Source organism: Natronorubrum bangense (assembly GCF_004799645.1).
GTDB classification, from domain to species: Archaea; Halobacteriota; Halobacteria; order Halobacteriales; family Natrialbaceae; genus Natronorubrum; species Natronorubrum bangense.
This window is the reverse complement of record NZ_CP031305.1, coordinates 2944748-2968802: the sequence shown is the minus strand read 5'-3', so window position 1 is coordinate 2968802 and position 24055 is coordinate 2944748. Positions and strand designations below refer to the sequence as shown.

The window sequence follows — 24055 nt, the reverse complement described above, 5'->3', positions numbered from 1 at the left end:
CACCGCGTCTTGCCGTGACGATGCCGTTTTAGAGTGGAACTGTCAGCAGCGGGATCCCGAACGCGATCGCCACGCCGATCACCATGACGACGAAGCCGATGCCGACCGCGCTCGAGGAGTAGTCGCTCATCGGTGCCGTTGTTCGTTCAGCATCGAGATCGTGGCCAACAGCTGCACCCGAGTCCTGATCCGCCGATTGGTCCGTATCGTCTGCCATGCGGACGTGTTGTCGACTCGCCACAATAAAGACATCTATCATAGTCAGCGGACAACTGCCGGGACGTAATTGCTCGAGACAGACCACTTTACTACCCGGGGTGCAAACCCTCGCGTAACAACCACATGACGCTGACCAAGCGAATCATCCCGTGTATCGACGTCGACCTAGACGAAGACGGGAACCCGGCAGTCTACACCGGCGTTCACTTCGAGGATCTCAAGTACACCGGCGATCCGGTCGAGATGGCCCGCGCGTACAACGAACTGGGTGCCGACGAGTTCGTCTTCCTCGATATCACCGCCTCGGCAGAGGGGCGTGAAACCATGCTCGACGTCGTCGAACAGGTTGCCGACGAGGTCTTTATTCCGCTGACCGTCGGCGGCGGCATCCGAACCACCGACGATATCAAAGAGACCCTCCGCGCCGGCGCGGACAAGGTCTCGATCACGACGGGCGCACTCGAGCGCCCCGAACTGGTCAACGAGGGCGCGAAAGCGTTCGGCAGCCAATGTATCGTCATCAGCGTCGACGCCCGACGCCGCTACGACGAGCAGGGTGAGAACTACGTCGAGATCGATGGCGAATCCTGCTGGTTCGAGTGTACCAAAAAAGGCGGCCGCGAAGGGACGGGAATCGACGTCCTCGAGTGGGCCACAGAGGCCGAATCCCGCGGTGCGGGCGAGTTGTTCGTCAACTCGATCGACAAAGACGGCACGAAAGACGGCTACGACATCCCGCTGACGACGGCCGTCACCGAGGCCGTCGACACCCCAGTCATCGCCTCGTCTGGCTGTGGCGGCCCAGAGGATATGTACGAGGTGTTCACCGAGGCCGACGCCGATGCCGGACTCGCCGCATCGATCTTCCACTTCGATGAACACTCGATCGAGGACGTCAAACAGTATCTCGACGAGCGAGACGTTCCCGTCCGGCTTTAGCCGGCACGCGGACACGACGAAACAGAGACGTTTTGGCCGTTTTTCGTCCCGATTTCCAACATGCTTATATCGACACAGTCGCGCTCTACTACCAGTGAAGTGGCGGTGTACGTGGTGTGGGAAACCACACGAAACGAACGACCCACCCTGTGACGACTGCGGGCACAACACCTTCGAGAAGGCAGTCGTCCGCGAGGGAGACGACGAGCCGACGGTGTCGCCGGCCGAAACGGTCGACACCGGCACGACGTACGTCTGGGCCTGTCCGAACTGTGATCGCGAGCACGTCAAGAACAACCCACCCTGCTCGCGCTGTGGCAATCCCGACCTCGAGAAGACCGAACAGACCTACGACGACGTGGCCCGCGACCTCGAGACGCCGAGCTGGCTCGAAGTAGCCAGGCCCTACGCGCCGGTTTTCGTCGTCTTCGCGGTGGTCGCTGCACTGTTTGCGACCGGTATCGTCCCGCTGTCGATCATTCCCGGCATCGGCGCGCCGTCGCCACCCGACGCACCCGGCGAGGGCACCGAGGCAGCCGGGATCGACCTCGAGGTGACCGAGCGCGAGGTTCACGAGCGACTCGAGGCCGACCGCGCTGCAGACGAGTCACGAACGTACGACGACGGGCTCGGGGCGTATGCCGAATACCTGAACCGCGCACTCGTGGCGATCGAATACGACGATGCAAACCCAGAACAAGTCGACGTGAGCGATTTCGGTGTCGACTGCCAGCGTGATCCGATCGTCGGGCAGGCGGAACCGACGCTCACGCTCTCCGACTACGATGACGAAGCCGCGCTCGCCGATGCGGTCGCCGACGCCTTACAGTCGAGCGACAGCCTCGGTGGGGCAGACCACACCGCTGAGGGAATCGACATCCACGTCGTCGACGAGTCGGTCTACGTGTTCTATGCGGCGTGCTAGTGGGCCGCTTTTGGACGGTCACAAAACTGGTCGCTGACGAGAGCCAACTGAACTCGACACTCGAGTCCGAGTCGAGAAACGAGAGAAAATCGGTCGGGTCTCGGTTCGAGTCTGTGTCGTGGTTATGCAGCTGCTTCGAACGCGTCCCGGAACGAGGTGGCCTTCTCGCGAACGTCGACTGCCGCATCCTCGAGTGCCTCGAGTGGGTCGACGCCGGATTCGGTTTTGATCGTCAGGATCGGTTCCGTCTGGCCACCCGACTGTTCAGGATTGACGTCGTAGGTGGCGGCGTTGACATCGTCGTGCTCGAGCAGTGTGCCTTTGAGGACGTTCATGAAGGTGTGATCCTCGCCGGTGATTTCGATTGAGAGTTCGTTCTCGCTGCTCTCGGTGACCCGCAGTTCCATACTCCCTTTTCCGTCCGTCGGCCGCTTGTACCTTTCCTTTCAGTCGAGCGATGCGGTTGGCGAGTGAAAACAGAAGGATGTAAATCCATATACACTCGCGCTCGAACCACAGACTATGTTCTCGACTGCGGCCCTCCTGGGAGTGTTCCTCCCCTTCTTACGGTGGCGACGATGCTCGTCTCCGTCGTGGTCATCAGACGGCTTCATCAGCCCGATCGGCAGTGGGGCGCTGTCGCTCGCTCGCGACTCGTACTGGGTATCCCGTGGGGCTCGGTGCTCGTGATCGGCTTCGTCTGTGGAGTCTATCTGTTTGTCCAGGATGGGATCACGGCGTTCGACGACCCGGTGACGATCCCCTACCGTGCGTATTCGTACTTCTATCCGCTGGGAATGCTGACGGCGTCGCTTTCCCACGCCGGACCAAGCCATCTCATTGGAAACCTCTCCGGTGCCATCGTCGTCGCCCCCATCGCGGAGTACGCCTGGGGTCACTACCCAAACGGGCGAGACGAGCACACAACAGACTCGTGGTACACGAATCCATGGGTGCGAGCGCTGGTGATCTTCCCGCTTGCCGTCGTCGGGATTACGATTCTGACGAGCCTGTTCGCACTCGGCCCCGTTATTGGCTTTTCTGGCGTCGTCTTTGCTTTCGCCGCCTTCGCGCTCGTCCACTACCCGATCGTCACTATCGTCGGCGTCCTCGGTGTTCAGGGCGTCCTCCTGACGCTGTATCGGGCACTACAGAATCCGATCGGCGTCTACGTCGCTGAGTCGAGCCCACCGTCGGCCCCATCGTGGGCCGGAATCGCTATCCAGGGCCACGCACTCGGCTTCTTTATCGGCCTCGTGCTCGGGATCGCCCTGCTGCGAAAGCGTGGGCTCCGACCCGATCCGTTCAGACTCTGGCTTGCGATCTTGCTGTACGGGTTCGCACAGGGGCTGTGGCAACTCTACTGGTTCGGCAGCGAGAACACGTACATCCTCTTTCAGGGCCCCGGCGTCCTCATCGTCACTACACTCGCACTCGTGGTTACACTCGCGGTTGCGGCCCCTCAGAGCCTCATCGTTCCACAACGGCTCGAGCGCATCCTCGCTCGCGGAAGCCGGAAGCGTCCAGAGTCGCCTCTCGATCGATCGCTCGAGATCGCTCGTGCCGACGGCGATCGGGCCACGCCACCGCGACTCGAGCGGATCAGCGAACTCGCCACAGGGGCACGATCGCGTGGATCGACCTGGCTGTGGAACGTCGATCCACGACGGACTGCATCCGTGATCGTCCTCCTCGTGCTCGCGATCCTCGCCGGGATGGCGATCCCGCTCAACCTGTTCGTGCTCGACGATGCGACCGCCTCCTCAGACGCCGCCGTCGAGATCGAGGATTACACGATCCAGTACGCCGAGAGTGCTGAGAACGAGCTTACGGCACCGATTAGAGTGGGGCCACTCGAGGATGCCGTCTCGATCGAATCGAGCGGTGTGATCGTCGCCAGCGAGCAGCGACAGCTCTGGTTGGAAGCCGTCCCAGCCCAGCGTCTCTCCTTTACCGGCAACGAGTCGGTCGTCGTCGGCGGCCCCGGTTGGCGCGAGACGGTCCACGTCGAGCGAACGGGCTGGGAGCCGGTCGGCAACGACACGGTGTATCAGGTCGAACTCTGGGCTGACGGCGACGAACCACAACTCGCCCACGAATCCAACAGTTCACGCGCCGACGTCCGTATCGATAATCGGACCGTAACACTCACAGCCGAGAACGGTGCGTTCGATCTCGAGGTCGAATCGCTCGAGACCGAGACCGTCGAGACGACGGCGATCCCCGAGGACGGTGCGTCGGCGACAGCTGGTGGGCTCACGTTCGACCGCGACGACGAGACGATCTATGCGAGTTCGAACGGGACCCGGATCGCCGTTGCGAGCAAGGAAACGTACAACTGAGCGGTTGCTAAGGCCGTTCGCCCGGAATCCATCCAACTGGCTCTCCGGAGTCGGTGTGTTCGTGACGGCGGCGACAAACACATTTGAAGAACAGACAGTCGCTAGTACGTGTACGTTTCAGCGCTGTCGTCGTCGGTTATCGGTCCCAAACACGTTTGCATAGCAGACGGTCGTGGCTCGAGTACAGTAGTGGCTGCAAACCAGTTCGTTGCACACTGGACACGGAGTTAACCCCGTCCTTGCTGTGGGAAGCCGGAGAGAAACAATGTCCGGCTGTGGCATCGATTCGAGCGAGTTGACTTTCGGACAGATGAGCAACCACACACTGGAGCGGGCGACCGGCACGGATGGCCAGCTAACTGCCGATATCGCGTCGACACCAGCCGTTCGCCTCGAGGCCGTCAGCCACGAGTACGGCTCGAGTGGTGGCCGTACTCGATCGGATGGCGACCGGACGGTGATGGCACTTCGGGACGTCTCCATCGAGGTACAACAGGGCGATATCGTTGGCCTCAAAGGCCCAAGCGGCAGTGGCAAGTCGACGATTTTGCACACGGTCACCGGGCTGTTGGTCCCGACTGAGGGCGCTGTCGAACTGCTGGGGACCGATCTTACCGCCCTCTCGGATCGGGAGCGAACGCGGCTGCGACGACAGCATATCGGTATCGTCTTCCAGCGGTTTCATCTCCTGCCGTCGCTGTCGGCACGAGCGAACGTCGCGTTACCCCTCGTTCAGGCGGGCGTTCCAAGGGCGACACGACGCGAGCGCGCCGAGACGTTGCTCGAGAAGGTCGGGCTCGCTGATCGGACGGGCCATCTGCCGGGCGAACTCAGCGGTGGCGAACGTCAGCGAGTTGCAATCGCGCGGGCGCTCGTGACTGATCCGGACGTTATCGTTGCCGACGAACCGACGGGCGAACTCGACACGGCAACCGGCGCGGATGTGCTCGAACTGCTGACCGACATCGGCCGCAACCGGGCCGTCCTGGTTGCCTCACACGACGAGGCGACGCTGTCAGTCGCCGACCGCGTGGTCGGATTACGCGATGGACGGGTGGTCACAGATGGTACGTGACGACGCGTTCGACGCGGATTCGACCGGATCACGCCGAACTCGCTGGCATGGACTCATCGGTATCTCGATCGTCAGACTGTGGAAACGACTGGCACAGACGCGGTCTAGACGGCTCGTCGCAACGGTCGGTGCCGTCGCGTTGACGATCGCACTACTGGTGGTCGTCACAGGCGTCGCGCTGGGGCTTGCCGACGGCGGTGCGGTTACCGACGACGATGCCGACATCCGGATCACCCCCGAAGAGAGTGCGACGCTGTCGGCTGTCGATGGCGTCGAAGGACCACGGCTCGGAGCGACGAACGAGCGCGCAGAAACGATCCGCGAACAAGACGGCGTTGAGCACGCATCACCGGTTCTCGTCGAACCGGTCCAACTCGAGTCAGCAGACGGCGAGCCACAGACCGTCCTGCTCGTCGGCGTCGTCCCCGACGAGGAACCACGGACCATCGGCGGGCTCTCGACGGAGACACTCGAGTCAGGCGATCCCCACTACGCGAACGGCTCCTACGACGGCCCGCGAGAGGACGCGATCGTGCTCTCTGAAGCTGCTGGCGAGCGCCTCGAGGCCGACACAGATTCGAATCTCACGGTCACGGGGCCACACCGTTCAGACGAGCGACCAGCACCGTCGTTTACTGCAACCACCGTCGAAACGAGCGGCGATGACGAGGATTCGACGCCGATCGCACTCGTTCACCTGAGCGAACTGCAGACGATCGCTGGCGCTGACGACGGCCAGCTCGCCGACCACACACTGGTCTGGGGTGAGTCCGACGCAGCGACGGCGGCTGCCGACGAGACGTACCCCGACGCTGCAGTCGAAACCGTCGGCGGGACCGACCCGTCTTCACTGTTCGGTGACGGGCTAGCGTTCGCGACGAGCCTGCTTGCGCTGGTCGTCGGCGTGGCGATCTGTGCATCGTTCGTCGCAACGACCGCGGGGATGACCGTCAACGAGGATCGCCGGACCCTCGCCGTCCTCGAGTCGGTCGGCTACCCCACACACAGTCGGCTCGTAATCATCGCGGTGTCGACGCTCATCACGACGCTGTGTGGGGCGCTACTGGGAATCGTCCTCGGGGTGGGCGGCATCCATGCCGTCAACATGGCTGCCAGCGCGACCGTCGCCCCGGGGGCCGTCGCGCAAGTCCACCCGGTGTTCGTTCCCTACGCCATCGTCGTCGCACTCATTTCAGGACTCGTCGCCGTCCCCTACCCACTCGCGGTCGCTGCTCGCACGTCCGTCCTCGAGGAGGTGGGGCGATGAGTCTGCGGCGAGCCGCGGTCCGAGCGCGAGCCGTCGTCGGCCTCGCCTCCGCACAGCTCCGGCGAACCCCCGGTCGGACCGCACTCACTATCATGGCTGTGACACTCGCCGTACTCTCAGTGACATTACTCGCCAGCCTCGGTGTCGGCGTCGTCGAGACGGGTGAAGACGGCCTCGAAAACGCCAACCGAGATATCTGGATCTCGAGCGATCCGATCGATCCCTCCGCCAGCGGAACGGCGAACCCGATCGTCGGCTCGCACGGTGTCTCGGCGGACATCGCCGAGCGCGATGACGTCAGCTCCGCCTCGCCGATTGCGACGCACGACGTCTACATCGGGACCGACGGCGACGACCTCGAGCGGACGTCAGCGGTCGGTGTCCACGAAACTCACGACGAGTTTGACTTCGAGTCCGGCGGCGGGTTCGAAACCGAGCTGAACGTCTCGGAAGGCGACCATCTCGAGAGTGAACGTGCCGCCGATCCGACACACGAGGAGATCGTCCTCGATCCCAACACGGCCGAGACACTCGACGTCTCGGTCGGTGACACGGTCTATCTCGGGACCAGTCGTGAGACAGCACGCGACCACGAGTTCACCGTCGTCGGGATCGCTGCGTACTACTCACAGTATCTCGGGTCAGACGCAGAAGCCGTCCCGCTGACTGACCTCCAGGCCGTCGCTGGAACCACCGGAACAGACCGAGCGACGTTCATCACTGCAAGTGTCGAAGACGGTGCCGATCGAGACGCCGTCGGAGACGATCTCGACGACGAGTATGCGGCCTACGACGTCCGTACCAGCGACGAGCAGGTCAGTGCGATGTTCGAAGAGCAGCCGCTCGTGCTCGCCAGCGGGGCGACGCTGGTCGGCCTCGCTCTCGTCGGTGGCATCGTGCTGACAGTCAATCTGTTTGCCCTCGTGGCCTACCAGCAACGGGACGAACTCGCTGCACTTCGAGCGATCGGGCTCTCCAGATGGGTCCTCGCAGGAACGATCGGCGTCCAGGGACTCGTTATCGGCCTCATTGGTGGGGTCGTGGGGCTTGCAGCGACACCCATCCTCGCGATGGCGCTCAACTACCTCGCCGCGTCGGTCATCGGGTTTGAGGCACTCTTGCAGACGCCACTCGAGGTCTACGGTGTCGGCCTGGCGCTGGCGATCGTCGTCGGGACGGTCGTCGCCGTCGTCACCGGCTGGCGGGCCAGTCGGTACGCGCGCATCGAACACCTCGAGGGGTAACCAGCGCCCGTGAGCCGTCCATTACGTGCCTGCGGTCGGCGTGTGGATACGCCGGCAGATCGGAAACGTCGACGATCTTACTCCCACTCGATCCGGAACACTTCCGCCTCGAGCGTCTCCTCGGCTTCGGTGTGGAACTCGAACCGTCTCGCGATCGGAAACTCGGCCCGAAATGCGTGTGTCACCTCGCCGCCTTCGTCGGCGGCGAACGACTCGACGAATTCCTGACTCCCCTCGTTGTGAATCGTATAGGAGACGTTTGCGATCGAACGCGTCGTCTCGAGAAACTCGCGGTCGGCGTGGCGATTGCCACGCTGTGCGCCAAACGGCGGGTTCGAGACGACAGTCGCGTCAGTCAGCGAGAGCGGTGGTCGGGTGGCATCACCACGGAGCCACTCGAGACAACCGTGTTTGCCCGCCTCATCGATCCGTGCAGCGTTCTGTCGGGCCACAGCGAGTGCGTCGGGATCGATGTCGAGGCCGATCACTTGCCTGGCGCCTGCAAGCGAGGCTGCGATCGCGAGCATCCCCGTTCCGGTGCCGAGATCGACGACCCAGCCCTCGAGGTCGTCCTGCAGGCGCGCCTGATGACAGATATGCGCAGCGATCTCCGGCGGCGTGAGATACTGCTCGAGCGCCGCAGTTGGGTCAGCAAAGTCCGCGAGCGTTTCGAGCGCTCGAGCGAGGGTTCGTCGCGACGGTCCGGCCATTGTGACGGGGTTTTGCCTCGAGTGTCATAGCTCCGTTGGGTTCACGTCTCACGCTCGCGGCTGTCCGTCAACCGCGGTGTTCTGTGGACATGACAAGTTCGAATAGAGTTAAGAAGAGTCCGTCTAACAGATGGGTATGGAGTGTCCACGGTGTCAGGGCTCGCTCGAGGAACTCTCGCTGGGTGACGTCTCGACAGTGACGTGTCCACACTGTTCGTTCGCGGACGTTCCCGTCGATCACGTTAGTGAGAACGACGAGCCCGAATCCTGGCGGGACGCGTTCAACCGGTTTTACGAGGACAACACCGTTCGTGAAGACGCCACTGAGCACTGAAGGCTGCAGTATATTAAACCGCGAACGTCGCAGTGGACGTCCACGGAGAATCTCTCGAGCTTACTCGTTTGCAGCGGCCGCTTCGACTTCTTCGTCGTCGCTGTCGTGGTCGACGTCCTCGTCGGATCGGGCAGCGACGAGGCCACCGCGTGCCACGCTGTAGAGTGGCTCGTTGGCGTGGGAGACGCCGCTGATCGAGAACGGAATGTTCGCATCACTGAGATGGTCACGGAACAGCGCCTCGAAGCCGCTTGGACTCGAGGTGCCGCCGGTGACGACAACGGGCACGTCGAGACCTTCCTCGACGTCTTCCTCGTCGACTTCCTGAACGATCTTGTCGATGACGTAGTCGAGCAGGTTCTCGTAGTAAATCGAGAGCGCCCCTTCGACGCCGCCGACGTCGGTCGTAAAGTCGAGTTCGAAGTCGTCTTCTTTGATCGAGGTCACCTTGTCGACTGGTGTCCCCGTCGCACGGGCGGCCTGTTCGTCGACCCAGTCGCCACCGCGGGCGACGGAGAACTTCATGACGGGCACTGCGTAGTAGGACAGACAGACGTTCGTCATCCCGGCACCGAAGCTGATGCCGAGTCCAGTGAAGTTGTTGTCCGCGAGTTCGCTGTAGATGACGGACATCCCTTCATTGATCGGTTCGGCGTCGTATCCCATGTCGTTGAGGAACGACTCGATCGTCTTCTGGTGATACAACGTCGAGAGATCCGAATCGATCGGATCTGCAGGGGAGGAGAAGTAGAGCTTCTCGTCCGGATAGGCAGGTTCGCCGACGACCTGTTCGATGATGAGTTTCATCATCGGAATCGCGCTCTTCTCGTCGTTCGAGAGGATCCCGTGTTTCATCGGGCGGCGGGTTTCCTTGTTGAAAATGTTCGCAAAGTTGAGTGCGTCGTCACCGACGACGTACACCTTATCATCCTTGCGAATGTGAAGTACTTCGCTTCGCGAGAGCATCTGCTCGGCCATATCCGAGTACTCGATCTCTACGAAGGAGTTGCGCTGTTGCACGAAAACCGTGTCGTTGCCATCCTGTTGTGCAGACAGGATGTTCATCGTCCCAACGTCTAGGCCTTTGGCCATAGTTGGGCAAGGCAACCGACGGATTATAAATCTATGTGGAATACCCACATCTCAAAACTAATGACGGAACGGACTATTTTAATCGTCTGCGAACGGGATTACTTTCGGCTAACGAGATCGCGGAGCCGCTCGAGCAGGCCCGAGATCGGCGTTGATGAGCTGTCGTCATCCGCTGTCGCTAACTCGTCGATGCGCTGTTGTTCACGGAGTTCTTTGAGCTTTGCCGTCTGATCGTCGACCGTCGATTGCGAGGTTGTCTGTTTCGTCTCGCCGCCTTTCAATCCCTTGAGGCCGGCGACCTGTGCGTCGACGCCGGTCGAGCGGGTCGTCTTCGCCGCGCCGTCAGTGTTGACTGAGACGTCGTCGAACTCGTTTTCGGAGAAACTGAGTCGTTTGTGTTCGGTTTTCTCGACGCCACCCCAGGAGAGTTCGACGTCCTCCATCGCGTCGTCGATATCCTGCTGGACGTCGAAATCGGGCTCGTCGTCTTCATCGTCCTCACTGTCGTCGTCGATCTGGGTGACGGCACGGGCCATATCGAGGTAGTGAGCGATCAGTGCCGCACCGGTCGAGGCAGTGATTCCGGCGAGTCCCACGGCGTACACCGCGACGACTTCTGCCGTGTAATCGTTCCCGTAGCCGTTCCAGTCGTCGGGATAGGCGTACAAGAACCCGGCGACGGCTGCGATTGTGACGACGACGCCGGCGATCGACGCGTACAGCACCCGCCGCTCCGACGGCAACAGGACCACAATTCCGAGCATCAACAGCGGCAACGCGACCATGACGATCGCATACGCCGGCTCGGCCCACGTCACGTGGGCAACGCTGCGGGCCTCGAACGTGCTACTCCAGAGAAAGAGCACCAGCGCGACGATCGCGAGGCCGATCCCGCCGAGGAACAGACCAAACCCGACGTAGACGTCAGTCCGGTCTTCTGGTTCGCCGATGTATCGACGGTAGAGGTCGAAGAGATACCCGTCTGCAGGCTGTTCCGCTGACATTAGCCCCTCGTTTAGACTCCAGTACTATGACTGTTGGGACAATTGTGACTGTCTACGAAACAGACCTGACTGAACGCCAACACACTCGAGTTGCCGTTGTGTGACCCAGATCCACGCGTCCATGGTCGGCGTCCGCTGACGGCCGACCCACGAGCGAGGGCGAAAATGGCCACTGGTGGCCCGCCGAGTCACACCGATTCGTCGAAACTGGCGAAGCGCCGCTGTTATACGTTCGTGGCCGTTAGGACGGTTAATGAGTCAGGAGTCGGAGTACACCGAGGGAGACCTCCGGAACACCGGAATGCGTCTCAAACACGATCGCGAATGGGACTACGAACTCGAGCAGATCGTCGAGGCGATCGAGGAGCGAGACGCCACAAAGGTCGGGCTGCAGTTCCCCGAAGGGTTGAAACGACGGGGCCCAGCCGTCGCCGACGACCTGCGGACGCTGGCCGGCGACGACGTGACGTTTATGCTCTCGGGGCAGCCGTGTTACGGTGCCTGTGATCTGGACACCTATCTGATGAAACGCACCGACGTGTTCGTCCACTTCGGCCACTCGCCGATGAAGAACACGGACAAAGTCATCTACGTGCCGCTGTTCTCGAACGTCGAGGTCCAGCCGATCATGGAAGAGGCACTCGAGACGCTCGAGTCGCCCGAGGAAACCGAAGGAGTCGGCCTCGTCACCACAGCCCAGCACATGAACCGCTACGAGGAGATGCGCGAGTTCCTGGAAGAACGAGGCTATGAGGTCCACAGCCGCCGTGGCGACGAGCGACTGACTCACGAGGGGCAGGTGCTTGGCTGCAATTACGCGAGTGCAGACGTACCCGCAGATCAGGTGCTCTACGTCGGCGGCGGAAAGTTCCACCCACTCGGGCTGGCGATGGAGCATCCGGACAAACACGTCGTCATCGCAGACCCGGTCAATAACGTCGTCACCGTCGCTGACACGGAAAAGTTCCTGAAACAGCGCTACGGCGCGGTCCACCGGGCGATGGACGCCGAGAAATGGGGTGTTATCTTCTGTACCAAGATCGGACAGGGCCGCTGGGAACAGGCCCAGGAGATCATCGACGACAACGACAACGCCTATCTGATCACGATGGACGAAGTCACCCCCGACCGACTCCGGAACTTCGACATGGACGCGTTCGTCAACACCGGCTGTCCGCGCATCACGACCGACGACGGCCCGCAGTTCCACAAACCGATGCTCACCCCCGGCGAGTACCGAATCGCCGTCGGCGACGAACCCCTCGATAGTCTCTCGTTCGATACGTTCCACGGCACCTGGTAGCGCCACCGAACGTGATCCCCGGTGCGGATATCGTGGCTGTTCAGCGACCGATATAGTCTCACAGTCACTGGCCGCTACCGCACACAGCAGTACGTGTGTGATCCGTTTCAGTTGTTCCTATCGGCAACTCACGACTGGTTCTCGAGCAGAGACTACTGGGCAGGTGACTATCCTTTAAAATTGAAAATCTCCAGTTGGTACGGAAATTCGAGACTAGTTACGACAATAAAATACGACTCAATCCCAGACATTCAGTCGCTGATCAGTAATCAGCTACTGATTCCAAACTGGTTTGGGCGAGTTCTTTTGCCCGGATAGAATAGAACAGTAGTCAATGAGTAACCCAGACGGCTCCGGACGACTGAGACACGCTCGAGATGGGCTCTTTAGCGCGCTCGCAGACGAGACCCGGCGCGAGGTCCTCCAGATCGCCCACGAGCAGTCGCCGACTGGGGTCACGAAAGCGGAACTCGCTGCCGAACTCGTCTCGAGAACCGCTGACGACGGCACCGACACGGTGACCGACGACGACCGCAAACGTGCGCTCGTCGACTGTCACCACCGGCTGCTCCCTGTGCTGGCCGACGCTGGCCTGATAACGGAGACCGATGACCGAATCGTAGCGACTGACCACTGGGCATTCGACGACGCCGAACTCATGGGCGTGATCGCCGGGCAAACAACCGACTACGGAACTGATCTCGACGCGTTGTTCGAGGCACTCGCCGACGCCAGACGTCGAACGGCGATCACCGTCCTCGAGGATCGAAAGCAACCGATTTCGGTTGAAACGCTTGCCAGTGAGGTTGCAGCCAGTGAGACGGACCGGACCGAACAGGTCCGACCGGCGCTGACACACGTTCATCTCCCTCACTTGCACGACGCTGGGCTCATCGGCTACGACACCGCTTCACGTCGCGTCTCGTATGAGGGTCACCCCGTACTGCATACCGGCTGGCTCGAGAAACCACCCGAACACGGCACACACGCAGACGCCCGTGGTCGGTCACCGAAGCCGATTCCAGAACTCGCCCGATCGGGTACCGAACGGTAACGCCAGCCCGTAATCGTTCACATAGCGCGACAACGGATACAATAACACTTACCCACTCGCTCCTCCCACCCTCGCATATGATCGAAAGCGACTGGGGAGACTGGCTCGTTCGCGACGTCGAAGATGCAGACCCCGACGGCGTCGCCGTCTGGTATCTCGGCTGTAACGGCTTCGTTCTCAAAGGCTCCGACGGGACGACGATCTACATCGATCCCTACCTCGGGCTGGGCGATCCGCCACGAACCGTCCGGATGATCCCCGTGCCGTTCGATCCCGAAGATGTCGCCGAGGCCGACGCCGTCCTCGCGACCCACGAACACACGGATCACGTCCACGGCCCAAGTCAGGCACCGATCCTCGAGTCGACAGGCGCAACCTTCTATGCACCCGACGACAGCCTCACCGTCGCTCGTGAAGAAGAAGCGTGGGAAGACGAGTGGGACCTCGAGGCCGACCAGTTTGCCGAAGTGAGCGAAGGCGACACCGTCGACATCGGCGAGTTCACCGTCCACGTCGAGGTGGCCAACGACCCCGACGCAACCCATCCGGTTAGCTACGTCTTCGAACACGACGCCGGGACGTTCTTCCACGGCGGCGATACGAAGCCGACCGACGAGTTCGAACGCATCGGCGAAACGTACGACATCGATCTCGGCGTGCTCGCCTTCGGCACCGTCGGCCAGATTCCCGACAAACAGACGCGAGAGCCGAAACGAACCCGCTGGTACAACGACGAAAACCAGCTCGTCGAGGCCGCATCCGCCCTGCAACTCGAGCGAGTGCTACCGAGCCACTGGGATATGTGGCGCGGGCTCACGGCAGACCCGAAAGCGCTTCATCACCATGCAAAGAGCTTCACGTCGCCACAGCGACTGGAGCTTGTCGAGATCGGCGATCGAGTCGACCTGTAGCGGTCGGCGAATAACTTGATTGTGGGATTGTCCGCACAATTTATAGTAATGGTGTGGTAACGTTGGCCTCATGAGTACCACCGCTGGCACGGACGACGTAATCGAGGTCAGTGCTGATGGATTATCCGTCCAGAAGACGTTCACGGCGGACGAATTTCCTGTTCCTGCGATCCACTTCGAGATCGAATCGGACCACGACGAACAGGTCGCCGTTCGTCTCTCTGAAGACATTCCAGAATCGTTTCCGATGGACAAAGTCGGGTTCCATCCCGACTACCACAGCGATGACTGGACAGCCTTTCAGGACAACCACGTCGAGTTTACCGGCCAAATAACGCCGGATGAGAAGCTCGTGACGGTCTATGGCATCCGTATCGACGACGAGAGCGATGCCGAACCGTTCATGACGGAGCCAGAAATCGTCGAAGTTAGTTCCGATGGTGAGGGTGGCTCCGATGCCGAAGCGATCGACGACGACGTCATCGGTAACATCGTCGAAAACGACCGCAACCAGCCCGTCAAGGACATGATCTCCGGCGAGTCAGACTCCGTCCCCGGGCTCGAGGAGACGGAGACGACCGACGACGATGCTGCTGAGGCGGCTGAAGAGGACGATCAGGACGATGACGGTCTCGAGCTTGACCTCGATCTCGGCGACGTGGACACGGAGCCCGAGCCGGTTGATGACGACGAGACGGACGACAACACACCGGACATCGATCTCGGATTCGGCGAGGACGAGATTCCGGATTCCGACGACGGGGACGAGGACGAAGAGCACGCGACTGACCTCGAGATCGAACTCGACGACGAAAACGAGGACGACGAGGAAGAGATCGAGTTAGATATTCCCGACGAAGGGGCGGCTGACGACGAGACAGACGAGATCGATCTTGAAATCGACGCGGACTCCGAAGCGGAGGAGGATGTGGAGACACTCGAGGAGGACACAGGCTCCGAAGCGGAGGACGAGGATGCGGAGACACTCGAAGAAGACACAGACTCCGAAGCGGAGGACGAGGATGCGGAGACACTCGAAGACGACGCGGACTCCGAAGCGGAGGACGAGGATGCGGAGACACTCGAAGACGACGCGGACTCCGAAGCGGAGGACGAGGATGTGGAAACACTCGAAGACGACGCGGAGAGCGATCCCGAAACAGTTGCCGACCCAGCGGAGGAGCCGACCGCGTTCGATGGCTCTGTGCTCGACCAGCTCGTAACGGAGCTTCGCGACGGTGAGATCGACGACGCAGATCGGGAGCTGCTCCAGTCGGAACTTGATCTCGAGCCGTCCGGCCCCGAAATCGCGAAAGTCGAGCATCTCCAATCTCGAATCGAAGAAGTCGCCGCGTACACTGACGCGCTCGAGCAGTTCCTCGAGGACAACGGCACCGGAAAACAGCTCATCGAGGATGTTCAGGCAGATCTCGAATCTATCGATGCCGACCTCGACGAGATGGACGACCGGGTTGGCGGTACCGAGGGACGTCTCGATGACGTCGAGGACGATCTCGAAGCTGTCGACGACGATGTCGAAGCCCTCGAAGACGACGTGACTGACCTCGCGGACGATGTTGACGATCTCGAGGCAGATGTCGACGACGTCGGGGACGACCTCGAGGACGTCGAAGAGAGTCTCGAAGACGTCGAGGACGAACTCGAAGACGTGCGAGCGGACGTCACCGACATCCAGGAGTGGCGCGACCAGCTCGGCTCGATGTTCTCGAACTAACCCGTCGTTCCCGAAACGCAACTCGTTTATCCGTCGCCAGTCGACAACCAGCCGATGGGCGAGACGATCCCGATCGCAGTTCCACGAAAAGGGCGACCACTCGAGTCGGTACTCGACCGGCTCGCCGGTCGGCTCGACGTTCCCGAGCTCGCAGACGACATCACGTCCACGCTTCGTCACGAGAAAGCGCTCACGAAGGGAACGATCGACCTCGACGGCGATGCCGCTGAAAACGATGTCTACCATCGTCTCGCCATGTACAGCTCCGTCGACGATCCGACCGAGCCGGAGTATACGCTCTTGCGAGACGACCGTGCCGGCAAGCCTCGACGAATTGTCTTCGATAGCGTCACGATTCCACTCGATGACGTCGAGGGTGTCGCTGACGGCGCAGCAATTCAGTTGATCGGTCGGGAGGAACCGTTTCGAGCGCTTCGAACCCACGAGTTTGCACTCGGGTTCGACAGTGCCGACCTCATTCTGGAGGAAGTCGTCGAACTCCGTCCGGAACCACTCGGCAGAATCGAAGATATCAACGCCCGAATCAACCCTTCCGATACCGACGTTCGCGTCATTACGGGGCTTGGCGACACGGTCTATCACACCCTGATGGCAACACCCGACGTTGCTCCAGCGGCCGACTCGCTCGACCGAGCGTTCCTCGAGGCCTACGAGGGACCGCTGTGTATCGAGCCCCGGTACGAACGACTCGTCCAGGCCGTGCTCGGAACGCAGACACTCGACGGAATCCACTTTGCGTATCCCGAGGACGGCCGCGAAGAGGAAGCCGCGATCGCTGACACCGGACTCGGCGTCTACCTGACAGTGACTGGATCGACGGCTCGAGACCACGGTCTTTTGCTCGGCGAGCAACTGTTCCCCAGCGAGACGGTGCTGTTGGAAAGTACACCAGAGCCGACCGAGACGATGACAGCCGTTCGCTCGCTACTGAACGGTGCCGACCTCGAGACGGAACTCACGGTCGAACAGTAACGGTTCGGCTGCAGTTTTTCGACATAGCCAGCGAAGAGTGACAACTCGACTCCGTTTTTGATCACGTTCATAGACCGCCTGGAGTAGATACTGGAGTCAAACCACTCGCAGACCACGCCGAACCGGCCAACAGCCTACGAATGCGGGTGTGTCGAACAGACGGAACCCAATCAGTTTTCATATAGCAATATACGATTTATTTGTCCGAGCGGGGGCAAACACATTGAGTACTGTGCGAGTAATTCTTCGAACGTAAGCGCAGAACACAGTGGAAATCCACACTCGCTACACGGAAAGTGAGTAGATGTGCTCGAGGTACGTTTCCCGGACCCGATCGCCCCAGTTGTGGGTGTAGGTATCGATCACATCGCTTGCGACGTCCCCGCGAAGATACTGGACGATACCGCGATCGCCTGTTCGGTCTCGCAGATGTGTGGTAAAGAAGTGTCTGAAATAGTGTGGGGTAACGTTTTCAGCAGCGCCGCCGCCGGTTCGATACCACCCTCGCTCTCGTGCGTACTGCTCGACTACGTGGTGGACGACGTTTGGCGTCAGTCGCTCCCCCCAGCTGTCTGCCGTTCCGACGAACAGTGGCTCCGTCGCTGCTCCCGTCGTCGTTCTCGAAGGCGTATCCGGTCGCACTGCGAGCCACCGGACTAACACGGCTTTCAGCTCCTCGTCGATCGGGACGACGGTCTCGCGTTTGCGTTTGTTCGATGCCGTCCGCAGCTCGCCGCCGGATTCACGCCCATAGGTGTGTTCGGTGGCGACAAACAGTGAATCCGGGCGGCCGGCGATATGTGCCCGGGGCTGCCACGTTTGGGCGTCGTGTGCGAGATTGAGGTCGATCAGATCGAGGTTGCAGAGTTCGCCGGCTCGGATCCCGGTTTTCAACAGCGTGGTCACGAGCGCTTGATGGAGTGGATGGCGAATGTCCGTGACGAACGACCGCATCTGGGCCAGCGTCACGTCACGTCGGGTCGGATTCGACTCGATCGATTCAGTCATCTCCTCTAAGACGACCGTCATCGGATTCTCTTCGGTGTGGCCAACCCGCTCGAGATAGCTGTAAAACCGGTTGAGATACGACGCATACGTCGCGACGGTGCTCTCTGAGTGTGTGGTTCGAAGCTCATGTACCCACGCCATACAGTCGCGGTAGCTGGCTGCTGGTGGCGTCTTGTCAAAGCGGTCGTCGAGGAACTGCTCATACTCCGAGAGCACGCGCTGATAGGCCGCTGCAGTGCGCTCGTTGCGGCCGTGGTGTTCGATGTCCTGCAGGAAGTATTCGACCGTGCCCGACTGCTGGTGGCTCTCAGTCATGGTTGGTGACCACGTAGCCGCCCTCACGGCCGCTGTATCGAATCGTGTTCTCGTCCTGCAAACGCTGTAACTCCGCGTCGAGATCAGCTTCGACGTCGTCGATGAGTGCCTCGACGAGGCCATCCCAGCCGAGGACACCGTTTCGCTCGAGTACCTCGAGAATCCGATCTGCGAACTCGTCATCAGGTTCGGACTCAGTGCCGGTTGGAGCGCCGGCTGAAGATTGGTCGGATGGTATCTCGAACTCCTGACGCCCCGCCTGCACCATCGTTCTGATGAACTCGCTTTGACTCATCTCGAGGGCGTCGGCCTGGGCCCTCCAGATTTCCTTTTGATACTGTGGCACGTACGTCTTTACAGCGACACGATCGTCGTCGGCCATACGCTGGTGCTCACAGCGAAGACACTTCAATCTATCCTACATTCACAAATAAGGGCATTTATTTTGATCTACAGTGCCCCAGTCTGGCCGGCGATAATAGGTTATATTGTTATACAGGACTACAAAATAGCAGATAGTGGGACTATATTTGAACCTAAACAGTTGGTCCAACGTCGATGCCAGCATCGGTCAAGAGGACACATCGCCGATCAGAAATGAAAGAGATTCTACATTCATCCGGTTGCAATATCTCGTGCTGTATCGATGAGTGTCCCCGACCGAAAGACGCCAATCAGCACGCAAAAGCGGCAATGTTTGAAGGGCAATCTCGAGGCCCAGACCCTAGGGGTCACGGGCCGAAAAGATGGGTCTACAGATCGCCGTAGCACGCCTTCTCGAGTATGTTATTTGATACGAAATTAGAGGTTGTGTCACAGTCTGTGTGATTGGGTAGCTATCGTAGTCACTGAACGTCAATACACACCAGATCACATGATGGCTATGCGATTTGTGTGGACATCGGTTCAGGTGTTACTATAGAGTTCGGGTTATCGGTTCGACCGCCACCGCGTGAATCGTTGTGGCCTGACGAATCGTGACCATTGCTCGAGTTAGTGGGTTGGCACATCGTCGGTCGCAGGTCGTCAGGGCACGACCCGACGGCCACCAGTCCTCGACGATGTACGGATGACTCCAGAGGGGTGCTTGCAGACCGACCGAGTTGAACCAGGCATGGTACATTTCGACGATCGTTGTTCTCGAGGAACTCACGGGTCTCGCCGTGGTCGGGTCGATGAACGCGTTCACGCATCGGGGCGGGTGTGTGGGGCCGCGGAGATGTCGTCGGCCTCGTTTTCCGATAGTGTCGGGGGCTGATCTCGAACTGGTAGTCGAGATACGTCTTATCGTATACCGTGTCACAGCTATCCCGAATCCACTGCCCGAACCGCTCACGGGACCGTTCAAGCGAGTCATCGATCGGTTCGTTGGTGTCGACTTCTACAACGTACTGCAAGAAATCGCGATCATCGACGAAGCCATCCCACGTCTCGAGGCACTCGTCGATCTGTGACTCGAGTTCGTCGCCCGCCAACTGGAGCGTCGCATCGTCTGTGGACCACATCACGGACTGCTTCAGGCGATCGAACTCAGTCGGTGTCGCTGACAGACTCATCGCTGTGCGTGTGTCCGGGACGGTGGTCACCATCAAAAGATCGAAGGCCCGAAAGCCGTCACAAGACCGCTCAACGCGTTGTGACCGATCGCAATGGGAACGCACCACGAGGCCCGCGTTGGCAACGTTTCGAAACGCTCGTCGGCCAGCGATGTACCAGCCGGTTCGAACGAGGTCGAACACATATATCGCATACTGCTATATCGAACAGTTCCGTATCCAATCCAACAACTCACTTCTGTCACACGCACCTCCCTAGAGGACCGTTAGGAGATCTGAAAGCGAGCGTGTCCGTCCCAGCGGGCAGTCGAAAGCAGAAAGAGCCGTTTCGAGATCGGCAGTTGGTTCAGTGTGTTGCGGTGCGTACGTCGTCGACACGATACAGGTCTTCTTGTAGACCATCACCCTCACAGCCCTCGGTTGGACACTCGTAGTGCCAGCCGTCCTGGGTTGCCTCGCCTTCCCGGAATCGGTCACCACAGACCTGACAGAAAAGCTGTCCCTTTTTGCATGTGTCTCGGTGTAACTCGAGGGCGAGCTCCGTCTGGAAGGACTGGTTGCAGTTGCGACAGGTGTGCATATTTCATCTGACGCGAGCATCCATCAAAACTGCTTGGGTTCTTTTATTACGCCGATATCGGGCTTGATTCGGCTCCACTGTGCCGATTTAGCGTCAACAGTCAGGCAATAAAGAAGAGGTAGATTCGCTAGTTACTCAGAATCGGATTCGTTGTTGCCTGTCAGATCCGATCACGACCCCCTCGTGTGATCGAATCACACGATACTATGTAACGTACTCGATACGACCCGGTTCGGAGAGGGGGTCCAGCTATCGTCTCGCAGCAGTGACTCGAGTCAGTCGTCCTGCCCGAGGATGCCGCGCTGGGCCATCTTGCGGGGGTCGAGCACCTCGTCGGCTTCGTCTTCGGTGAGGTAGCCTTTCTCGAGGACGACTTCGCGGACCGTTTTGTCCTCTTTGAGCGCGGTCTTTGCGACTTCGCTGGCTTTGTCGTAGCCGATATGGACGTTCAGTGACGTCGCCATCGCCATCGACTGCTCGACCTGGTTGGCGCAGTAATCGGCGTTGGCTTCGAGCGGTGCGACAAAGCGTTCGGCGAAGACCTGACTCGAGTTCGAGATGAGTTCGGCGGACTCGAGGAAGTTGTGGGCCAGCACGGGCTTGTAGAGGTTGAGGTCGATCTGACCTTCGGCAGCGCCGGCAGCAACGGCGGCGTCGTTGCCGACGACCTGCTTGTGAACCTGGTTGACAGCCTCGGCGATCACGGGGTTGATCTTGCCGGGCATGATCGAGGAGCCGGGCTGGTTCTCGGGCTGTTCGATCTCGCCGAGGCCGTTGCGTGGGCCGGAGGCGAGCAGTCGAAGGTCGTTTGCGATCTTGTTCAGCGAGCCGGCGACGACGCGGAGTGCGCCGTGGGCCTCGCTCATCGCGTCGTGGGCAGCCTGGGCCTCGAAGTGGTTGTCGGCCTCGCGGAACTGGACGCCGGTCTCTTTGGTGATGTATTCGGCAGCACGGCCGGGGAACTCCTCGTGTGTGTTGAGTCCCGTCCCGGTTGCAGTACCACCGAGGGCGAGTTCGGAGAGATGCTCACGGACGTTGTCGACGCGGCCAAGTCCCTTCTGGATCTGGGTCCGGTAGCCGCCGAACTCCTGGCCGAGCGTGACTGGCGTCGCGTCCTGAAGGTGCGTGCGGCCGGTCTTGACGACGTCGTCGAACTCGTCTTCTTTCGCCTCGAGTGCTTCACGAAGCGTGTCGAGGGCGGGGATGACGTCTTTCTCGACGGCCTCGAGGGCGGCGACGTGCATCGCCGTCGGGATAACATCGTTACTGGACTGACCGTAGTTGACGTGGTCGTTGGGGTGGACGACGCGGTCGCCGATTTCGGCACCCATGAGTTCGGCGGCGCGGTTGGCGATGACCTCGTTGGCGTTCATGTTCGAGGACGTGCCGGAGCCGGTCTGGAAAACGTCGACCGGGAACTGGTCGTCGTGTTCGCCGGCGATAACCTCGTCAGCAGCCTCGATGATGGCTTCCGCGACGTCGTCATCGATCAGGCCGAGGTCGCGATTGGCCTGTGCGGCGGCCTTTTTGACGACACCGAGTGCGCGGACGAAGCGGCGACTGAACGAGATGCCCGAGATCGGGAAGTTCTGGATCGCACGCTGGGTCTGTGCGCCCCAGTAGGCGTCCGTTGGAACCTGCATCTCGCCGAGACTGTCCTCCTCGATACGGTAATCCGTGTCTTCGTCACCCATAGCTAGGCGTTGGAGCGTGTCAGGTAAAACCCACCGAAAGACCCGCGGGGGTGTTCAGGTGAAGTCGACCGACAGTCCGAGATCGTCGTCGCGTGCGCGTTCACGCAACGCCGATTGGAGCCGTTTTCGGCTGGTCATGTTCACCTCGCGAGCGTCCTCGAGGTCGACGTCGTAGATCGTCGGTGTCGCCCAGAAGAACGTCCGCGAACTCGCCGTATCGACGACCAGCGAGGCCAGTCCGAGGCGGCGCTGGAAGATCGAACGCTGTGTCGAGACCGTCTGGATCCGGTAGTAGGGAATCACTGTCGTTCGCCGACTCCAGAACCCACGCCGGATGACCACATGGTCGTCACCGACAAAATAGCCCAGATGAACGTATTTGAGGTGCGCTGCCGGCGGAACCGCCGCGAAGACGACCGCGGCGAAATACCAGCGCTCGAGCGGTGTAATCTGTGCAATAGCGAACACAGCGGCGACGACAACGGCGGCGATCAGCGAGTACCGAGCCAGATATCGCCGTCGAGCCATCGTCGGTGGGCTACGAAACGTCGGTGTCTCGACGTCAGTGAGGTTTTCAGTGAACTGGTGGACACGCCCCTTCTTGGCGAGTGGAACGGCCGACTGGCTGCCGCCGCTGCTTTCGGGACCGTAGCCGGCTGTCTCGACCCAGAGCCCGGCGTAGCCGATCAGTCGCTGGAGCGGGTTTTCAGTTACCGTCACCGACTGGACCTTTTCGACGGGTATCGAGCCGCTGTAGCGCTGGAGTAGCCCCCGCTCGTAGACGAAGTCCTCGTCTGCGCGACCGAGCTGAAAGCTGTAGTACGTCGCAAACGTGTAGGCGACGCTCAACAGATACGTGATGAGAATCCCGTTTATCGCCGACACCACTGTCAAGATCCCGTAGCTGGTCGTCGTCCCCTCGCCGAGGTCTGCCGGGCCACCAAACGGCTGAGCGGTGGTCACGAACAGATCGACGATCGGCTCGGTCGCAAGGAAGAAGACGAACAGGACGGCTGCCACGGCAGCGGGTCGGAACGAGGTAAACGAGTACAACAGGAGTTCCCGCGCCTCGAGGTCGAACAGACGCTGTCGACGTGGGCGGCTCGGTTCGGTGATGCGATCCTGAGGTGGTTCCTCAGTCGCCGATTCGTCGAGCACGGTCGACTCCGGACCCTCCTCGCCGGGAGGTGTCTCGGCCTCGTCTCCGGGGGCAGCGGTTTCATCCTCGACGCCGGATGAGATGTCCGGAGTCGATTCCGTTCGGTCGCCGGCCGCCGCGTCACGGTCTCGTTTGCGGCGGCGATCTTTCACCTCGGCAGTTCGTCGGCGAATCTGCTCTTGGAGTCGGTTTGCCTCGGACTCGCTGACGAAGTTCAGCGATGCTTCGGTGTTCCCGCCGCCGGCAGTCTCGATCGACACGACCGCAAGACCGAGTAGTCGCTGCAAGACGCCCTGTTTGACGTCGACGTTCTGGATTCGGCCGTAGGGGATCTCCCGTGAGCGGCGGGCGATTACACCCGAGGCGACGTCGAACGTATCCGGCGTGATCCCGTACTCAAACCGGTAGTAGTAGACGATGCCGTAGGCCGCGCCAGCGAGGAATCCAATCGGTGCGGCGATCGGCGTCCAGGCTGGACTGATTGGGTCGAAGATCCCGCCGAGGACGAGGACGAGAACGATCGGGACCCACAACCACATGAATCCGTACTGGATAGCGTAGGTGACCGCGCTGAGTGGGTGAAGTCGGTTCATAAT

23 protein-coding genes are annotated in these 24055 nt (G+C 60.7%); 12 read left to right on the top strand and 11 right to left on the bottom strand.

Translation table 11 applies throughout. From position 1 onward, the window contains the following. Window positions 1-28: 28 nt before the first annotated feature. Window positions 29-217 (bottom strand): DUF7550 family protein, encoded by a 189-nt coding sequence (locus DV706_RS14825; protein WP_006067572.1) that lies wholly within the window; start codon window positions 215-217, stop codon window positions 29-31. Between the two features lie 125 nt (window positions 218-342). Here DV706_RS14825 and hisF point away from each other — a divergent pair, with 125 nt between their 5' ends. Together hisF and DV706_RS14815 are read left to right on the top strand one after the other, a co-directional pair. Then, window positions 343-1158: an imidazole glycerol phosphate synthase subunit HisF gene (hisF, locus tag DV706_RS14820; RefSeq protein WP_006067571.1), complete on the top strand. Its 816-nt coding sequence runs from the start codon at window positions 343-345 to the stop codon at window positions 1156-1158. Window positions 1159-1252: 94 nt separating this feature from the next. Then, window positions 1253-2083 (top strand): hypothetical protein, encoded by an 831-nt coding sequence (locus DV706_RS14815; protein WP_006067570.1) that lies wholly within the window; start codon window positions 1253-1255, stop codon window positions 2081-2083. A gap of 122 nt (window positions 2084-2205) precedes the next feature. Here DV706_RS14815 and DV706_RS14810 read toward each other — a convergent pair whose 3' ends face one another. After that, the gene (locus DV706_RS14810) at window positions 2206-2490 is read right to left on the bottom strand and encodes a DNA-directed RNA polymerase subunit L (protein WP_006067569.1); all 285 of its coding nucleotides are present in this window, start codon (window positions 2488-2490) and stop codon (window positions 2206-2208) included. Between the two features lie 171 nt (window positions 2491-2661). On the opposite strand from DV706_RS14810, the gene DV706_RS14805 reads away from it, so the two are divergent. The 4 genes from DV706_RS14805 to DV706_RS14790 all read left to right on the top strand — a co-directional run bounded on the left by DV706_RS14805 (window position 2662) and on the right by DV706_RS14790 (window position 8011). After that, the gene (locus DV706_RS14805; protein ID WP_136350909.1) at window positions 2662-4425 is read left to right on the top strand and encodes a rhomboid family intramembrane serine protease; all 1764 of its coding nucleotides are present in this window, start codon (window positions 2662-2664) and stop codon (window positions 4423-4425) included. 310 nt (window positions 4426-4735) lie between these two features. Beyond that, window positions 4736-5500, top strand: a complete 765-nt coding sequence (locus DV706_RS14800) for an ABC transporter ATP-binding protein (protein ID WP_049889970.1) — start codon at window positions 4736-4738, stop codon at window positions 5498-5500. After that, window positions 5490-6767, top strand: a complete 1278-nt coding sequence (locus DV706_RS14795; RefSeq protein WP_049889963.1) for an ABC transporter permease — start codon at window positions 5490-5492, stop codon at window positions 6765-6767. The genes DV706_RS14800 and DV706_RS14795 overlap by 11 nt, the downstream gene beginning before the upstream one ends. Further along, window positions 6764-8011, top strand: coding sequence for an ABC transporter permease (locus DV706_RS14790; protein ID WP_006067565.1), 1248 nt, complete (start codon window positions 6764-6766; stop codon window positions 8009-8011). Before DV706_RS14795 ends, DV706_RS14790 begins: the two co-directional genes overlap by 4 nt. 77 nt (window positions 8012-8088) lie before the next feature. Here the strand turns inward: DV706_RS14790 and DV706_RS14785 are convergent, their stop codons facing one another. Next, window positions 8089-8721: an METTL5 family protein gene (locus tag DV706_RS14785; protein WP_006067564.1), complete on the bottom strand. Its 633-nt coding sequence runs from the start codon at window positions 8719-8721 to the stop codon at window positions 8089-8091. Window positions 8722-8857: 136 nt separating this feature from the next. Between DV706_RS14785 and DV706_RS14780 the strand changes: the two genes are divergently transcribed. Next, on the top strand, window positions 8858-9055 hold the full coding sequence (locus DV706_RS14780; protein WP_006067563.1) for a zf-TFIIB domain-containing protein: 198 nt from the start codon (window positions 8858-8860) through the stop codon (window positions 9053-9055). 60 nt (window positions 9056-9115) lie between these two features. Here the strand turns inward: DV706_RS14780 and DV706_RS14775 are convergent, their stop codons facing one another. Further along, a complete protein-coding gene (locus DV706_RS14775) occupies window positions 9116-10147 on the bottom strand; it encodes a disk-shape morphogenesis protein volactin (RefSeq protein ID WP_049889962.1) in 1032 nt (343 codons plus the stop codon). A gap of 98 nt (window positions 10148-10245) precedes the next feature. Further along, window positions 10246-11151, bottom strand: a complete 906-nt coding sequence (locus DV706_RS14770; protein ID WP_006067561.1) for a DUF7139 domain-containing protein — start codon at window positions 11149-11151, stop codon at window positions 10246-10248. Window positions 11152-11404: 253 nt separating this feature from the next. On the opposite strand from DV706_RS14770, the gene dph2 reads away from it, so the two are divergent. From dph2 to DV706_RS14745, 5 genes are all read left to right on the top strand, one after another. Next, window positions 11405-12454: a diphthamide biosynthesis enzyme Dph2 gene (gene dph2, locus DV706_RS14765; protein ID WP_006067560.1), complete on the top strand. Its 1050-nt coding sequence runs from the start codon at window positions 11405-11407 to the stop codon at window positions 12452-12454. 334 nt (window positions 12455-12788) lie between these two features. After that, window positions 12789-13508, top strand: coding sequence for a DUF7344 domain-containing protein (locus DV706_RS14760; protein WP_006067559.1), 720 nt, complete (start codon window positions 12789-12791; stop codon window positions 13506-13508). A 77-nt stretch (window positions 13509-13585) separates the two neighbouring features. Beyond that, a complete protein-coding gene (locus DV706_RS14755) occupies window positions 13586-14419 on the top strand; it encodes an MBL fold metallo-hydrolase (RefSeq protein WP_006067558.1) in 834 nt (277 codons plus the stop codon). A gap of 70 nt (window positions 14420-14489) precedes the next feature. After that, on the top strand, window positions 14490-16154 hold the full coding sequence (locus tag DV706_RS14750; RefSeq protein ID WP_006067557.1) for a midas domain-containing protein: 1665 nt from the start codon (window positions 14490-14492) through the stop codon (window positions 16152-16154). A gap of 54 nt (window positions 16155-16208) precedes the next feature. Beyond that, window positions 16209-17147 (top strand): hypothetical protein, encoded by a 939-nt coding sequence (locus tag DV706_RS14745; protein WP_006067556.1) that lies wholly within the window; start codon window positions 16209-16211, stop codon window positions 17145-17147. A 285-nt stretch (window positions 17148-17432) separates the two neighbouring features. Here the strand turns inward: DV706_RS14745 and DV706_RS14740 are convergent, their stop codons facing one another. The 6 genes from DV706_RS14740 to DV706_RS14715 form a co-directional block, all read right to left on the bottom strand. Then, a complete protein-coding gene (locus DV706_RS14740) occupies window positions 17433-18470 on the bottom strand; it encodes a tyrosine-type recombinase/integrase (protein WP_006067555.1) in 1038 nt (345 codons plus the stop codon). Continuing rightward, window positions 18463-18852, bottom strand: coding sequence for a DUF5805 domain-containing protein (locus DV706_RS14735; RefSeq protein WP_006067554.1), 390 nt, complete (start codon window positions 18850-18852; stop codon window positions 18463-18465). The genes DV706_RS14740 and DV706_RS14735 overlap by 8 nt, the downstream gene beginning before the upstream one ends. 499 nt (window positions 18853-19351) lie before the next feature. Further along, window positions 19352-19975, bottom strand: a complete 624-nt coding sequence (locus tag DV706_RS22440) for a globin family protein (RefSeq protein ID WP_205849536.1) — start codon at window positions 19973-19975, stop codon at window positions 19352-19354. Between the two features lie 397 nt (window positions 19976-20372). Continuing rightward, on the bottom strand, window positions 20373-20606 hold the full coding sequence (locus tag DV706_RS14725; RefSeq protein ID WP_006067551.1) for a hypothetical protein: 234 nt from the start codon (window positions 20604-20606) through the stop codon (window positions 20373-20375). Between the two features lie 275 nt (window positions 20607-20881). Further along, window positions 20882-22300 (bottom strand): class II fumarate hydratase, encoded by a 1419-nt coding sequence (locus DV706_RS14720; RefSeq protein ID WP_006067550.1) that lies wholly within the window; start codon window positions 22298-22300, stop codon window positions 20882-20884. 54 nt (window positions 22301-22354) lie between these two features. After that, window positions 22355-24052, bottom strand: a complete 1698-nt coding sequence (locus tag DV706_RS14715) for a PH domain-containing protein (protein ID WP_006067549.1) — start codon at window positions 24050-24052, stop codon at window positions 22355-22357. Window positions 24053-24055: the final 3 nt, after the last annotated feature.

Excerpts from the sequence above, each read along its gene's own strand:
- DV706_RS14750 (WP_006067557.1), top strand. The coding sequence starts at position 14,490 with ATGAGTACCACCGCTGGCACGGACGACGTAATCGAGGTCAGTGCTGAT.
- DV706_RS14780 (WP_006067563.1), top strand. The coding sequence starts at position 8,858 with ATGGAGTGTCCACGGTGTCAGGGCTCGCTCGAGGAACTCTCGCTGGGT.
- DV706_RS14735 (WP_006067554.1), bottom strand. The coding sequence starts at position 18,852 with ATGGCCGACGACGATCGTGTCGCTGTAAAGACGTACGTGCCACAGTAT.
- DV706_RS14740 (WP_006067555.1), bottom strand. The coding sequence starts at position 18,470 with ATGACTGAGAGCCACCAGCAGTCGGGCACGGTCGAATACTTCCTGCAG.
- DV706_RS14825 (WP_006067572.1), bottom strand. The coding sequence starts at position 217 with ATGGCAGACGATACGGACCAATCGGCGGATCAGGACTCGGGTGCAGCT.
- DV706_RS14760 (WP_006067559.1), top strand. The coding sequence starts at position 12,789 with ATGAGTAACCCAGACGGCTCCGGACGACTGAGACACGCTCGAGATGGG.
- dph2 (WP_006067560.1), top strand. The coding sequence starts at position 11,405 with ATGAGTCAGGAGTCGGAGTACACCGAGGGAGACCTCCGGAACACCGGA.
- DV706_RS14790 (WP_006067565.1), top strand. The coding sequence starts at position 6,764 with ATGAGTCTGCGGCGAGCCGCGGTCCGAGCGCGAGCCGTCGTCGGCCTC.
- DV706_RS14810 (WP_006067569.1), bottom strand. The coding sequence starts at position 2,490 with ATGGAACTGCGGGTCACCGAGAGCAGCGAGAACGAACTCTCAATCGAA.
- DV706_RS14745 (WP_006067556.1), top strand. The coding sequence starts at position 16,209 with ATGGGCGAGACGATCCCGATCGCAGTTCCACGAAAAGGGCGACCACTC.
- DV706_RS14795 (WP_049889963.1), top strand. The coding sequence starts at position 5,490 with ATGGTACGTGACGACGCGTTCGACGCGGATTCGACCGGATCACGCCGA.
- DV706_RS14725 (WP_006067551.1), bottom strand. The coding sequence starts at position 20,606 with ATGCACACCTGTCGCAACTGCAACCAGTCCTTCCAGACGGAGCTCGCC.
- DV706_RS14715 (WP_006067549.1), bottom strand. The coding sequence starts at position 24,052 with ATGAACCGACTTCACCCACTCAGCGCGGTCACCTACGCTATCCAGTAC.
- DV706_RS14800 (WP_049889970.1), top strand. The coding sequence starts at position 4,736 with ATGAGCAACCACACACTGGAGCGGGCGACCGGCACGGATGGCCAGCTA.
- DV706_RS14785 (WP_006067564.1), bottom strand. The coding sequence starts at position 8,721 with ATGGCCGGACCGTCGCGACGAACCCTCGCTCGAGCGCTCGAAACGCTC.
- DV706_RS14770 (WP_006067561.1), bottom strand. The coding sequence starts at position 11,151 with ATGTCAGCGGAACAGCCTGCAGACGGGTATCTCTTCGACCTCTACCGT.
- DV706_RS22440 (WP_205849536.1), bottom strand. The coding sequence starts at position 19,975 with ATGTGGTCCACAGACGATGCGACGCTCCAGTTGGCGGGCGACGAACTC.
- DV706_RS14755 (WP_006067558.1), top strand. The coding sequence starts at position 13,586 with ATGATCGAAAGCGACTGGGGAGACTGGCTCGTTCGCGACGTCGAAGAT.
- DV706_RS14720 (WP_006067550.1), bottom strand. The coding sequence starts at position 22,300 with ATGGGTGACGAAGACACGGATTACCGTATCGAGGAGGACAGTCTCGGC.
- hisF (WP_006067571.1), top strand. The coding sequence starts at position 343 with ATGACGCTGACCAAGCGAATCATCCCGTGTATCGACGTCGACCTAGAC.
- DV706_RS14775 (WP_049889962.1), bottom strand. The coding sequence starts at position 10,147 with ATGGCCAAAGGCCTAGACGTTGGGACGATGAACATCCTGTCTGCACAA.
- DV706_RS14805 (WP_136350909.1), top strand. The coding sequence starts at position 2,662 with ATGCTCGTCTCCGTCGTGGTCATCAGACGGCTTCATCAGCCCGATCGG.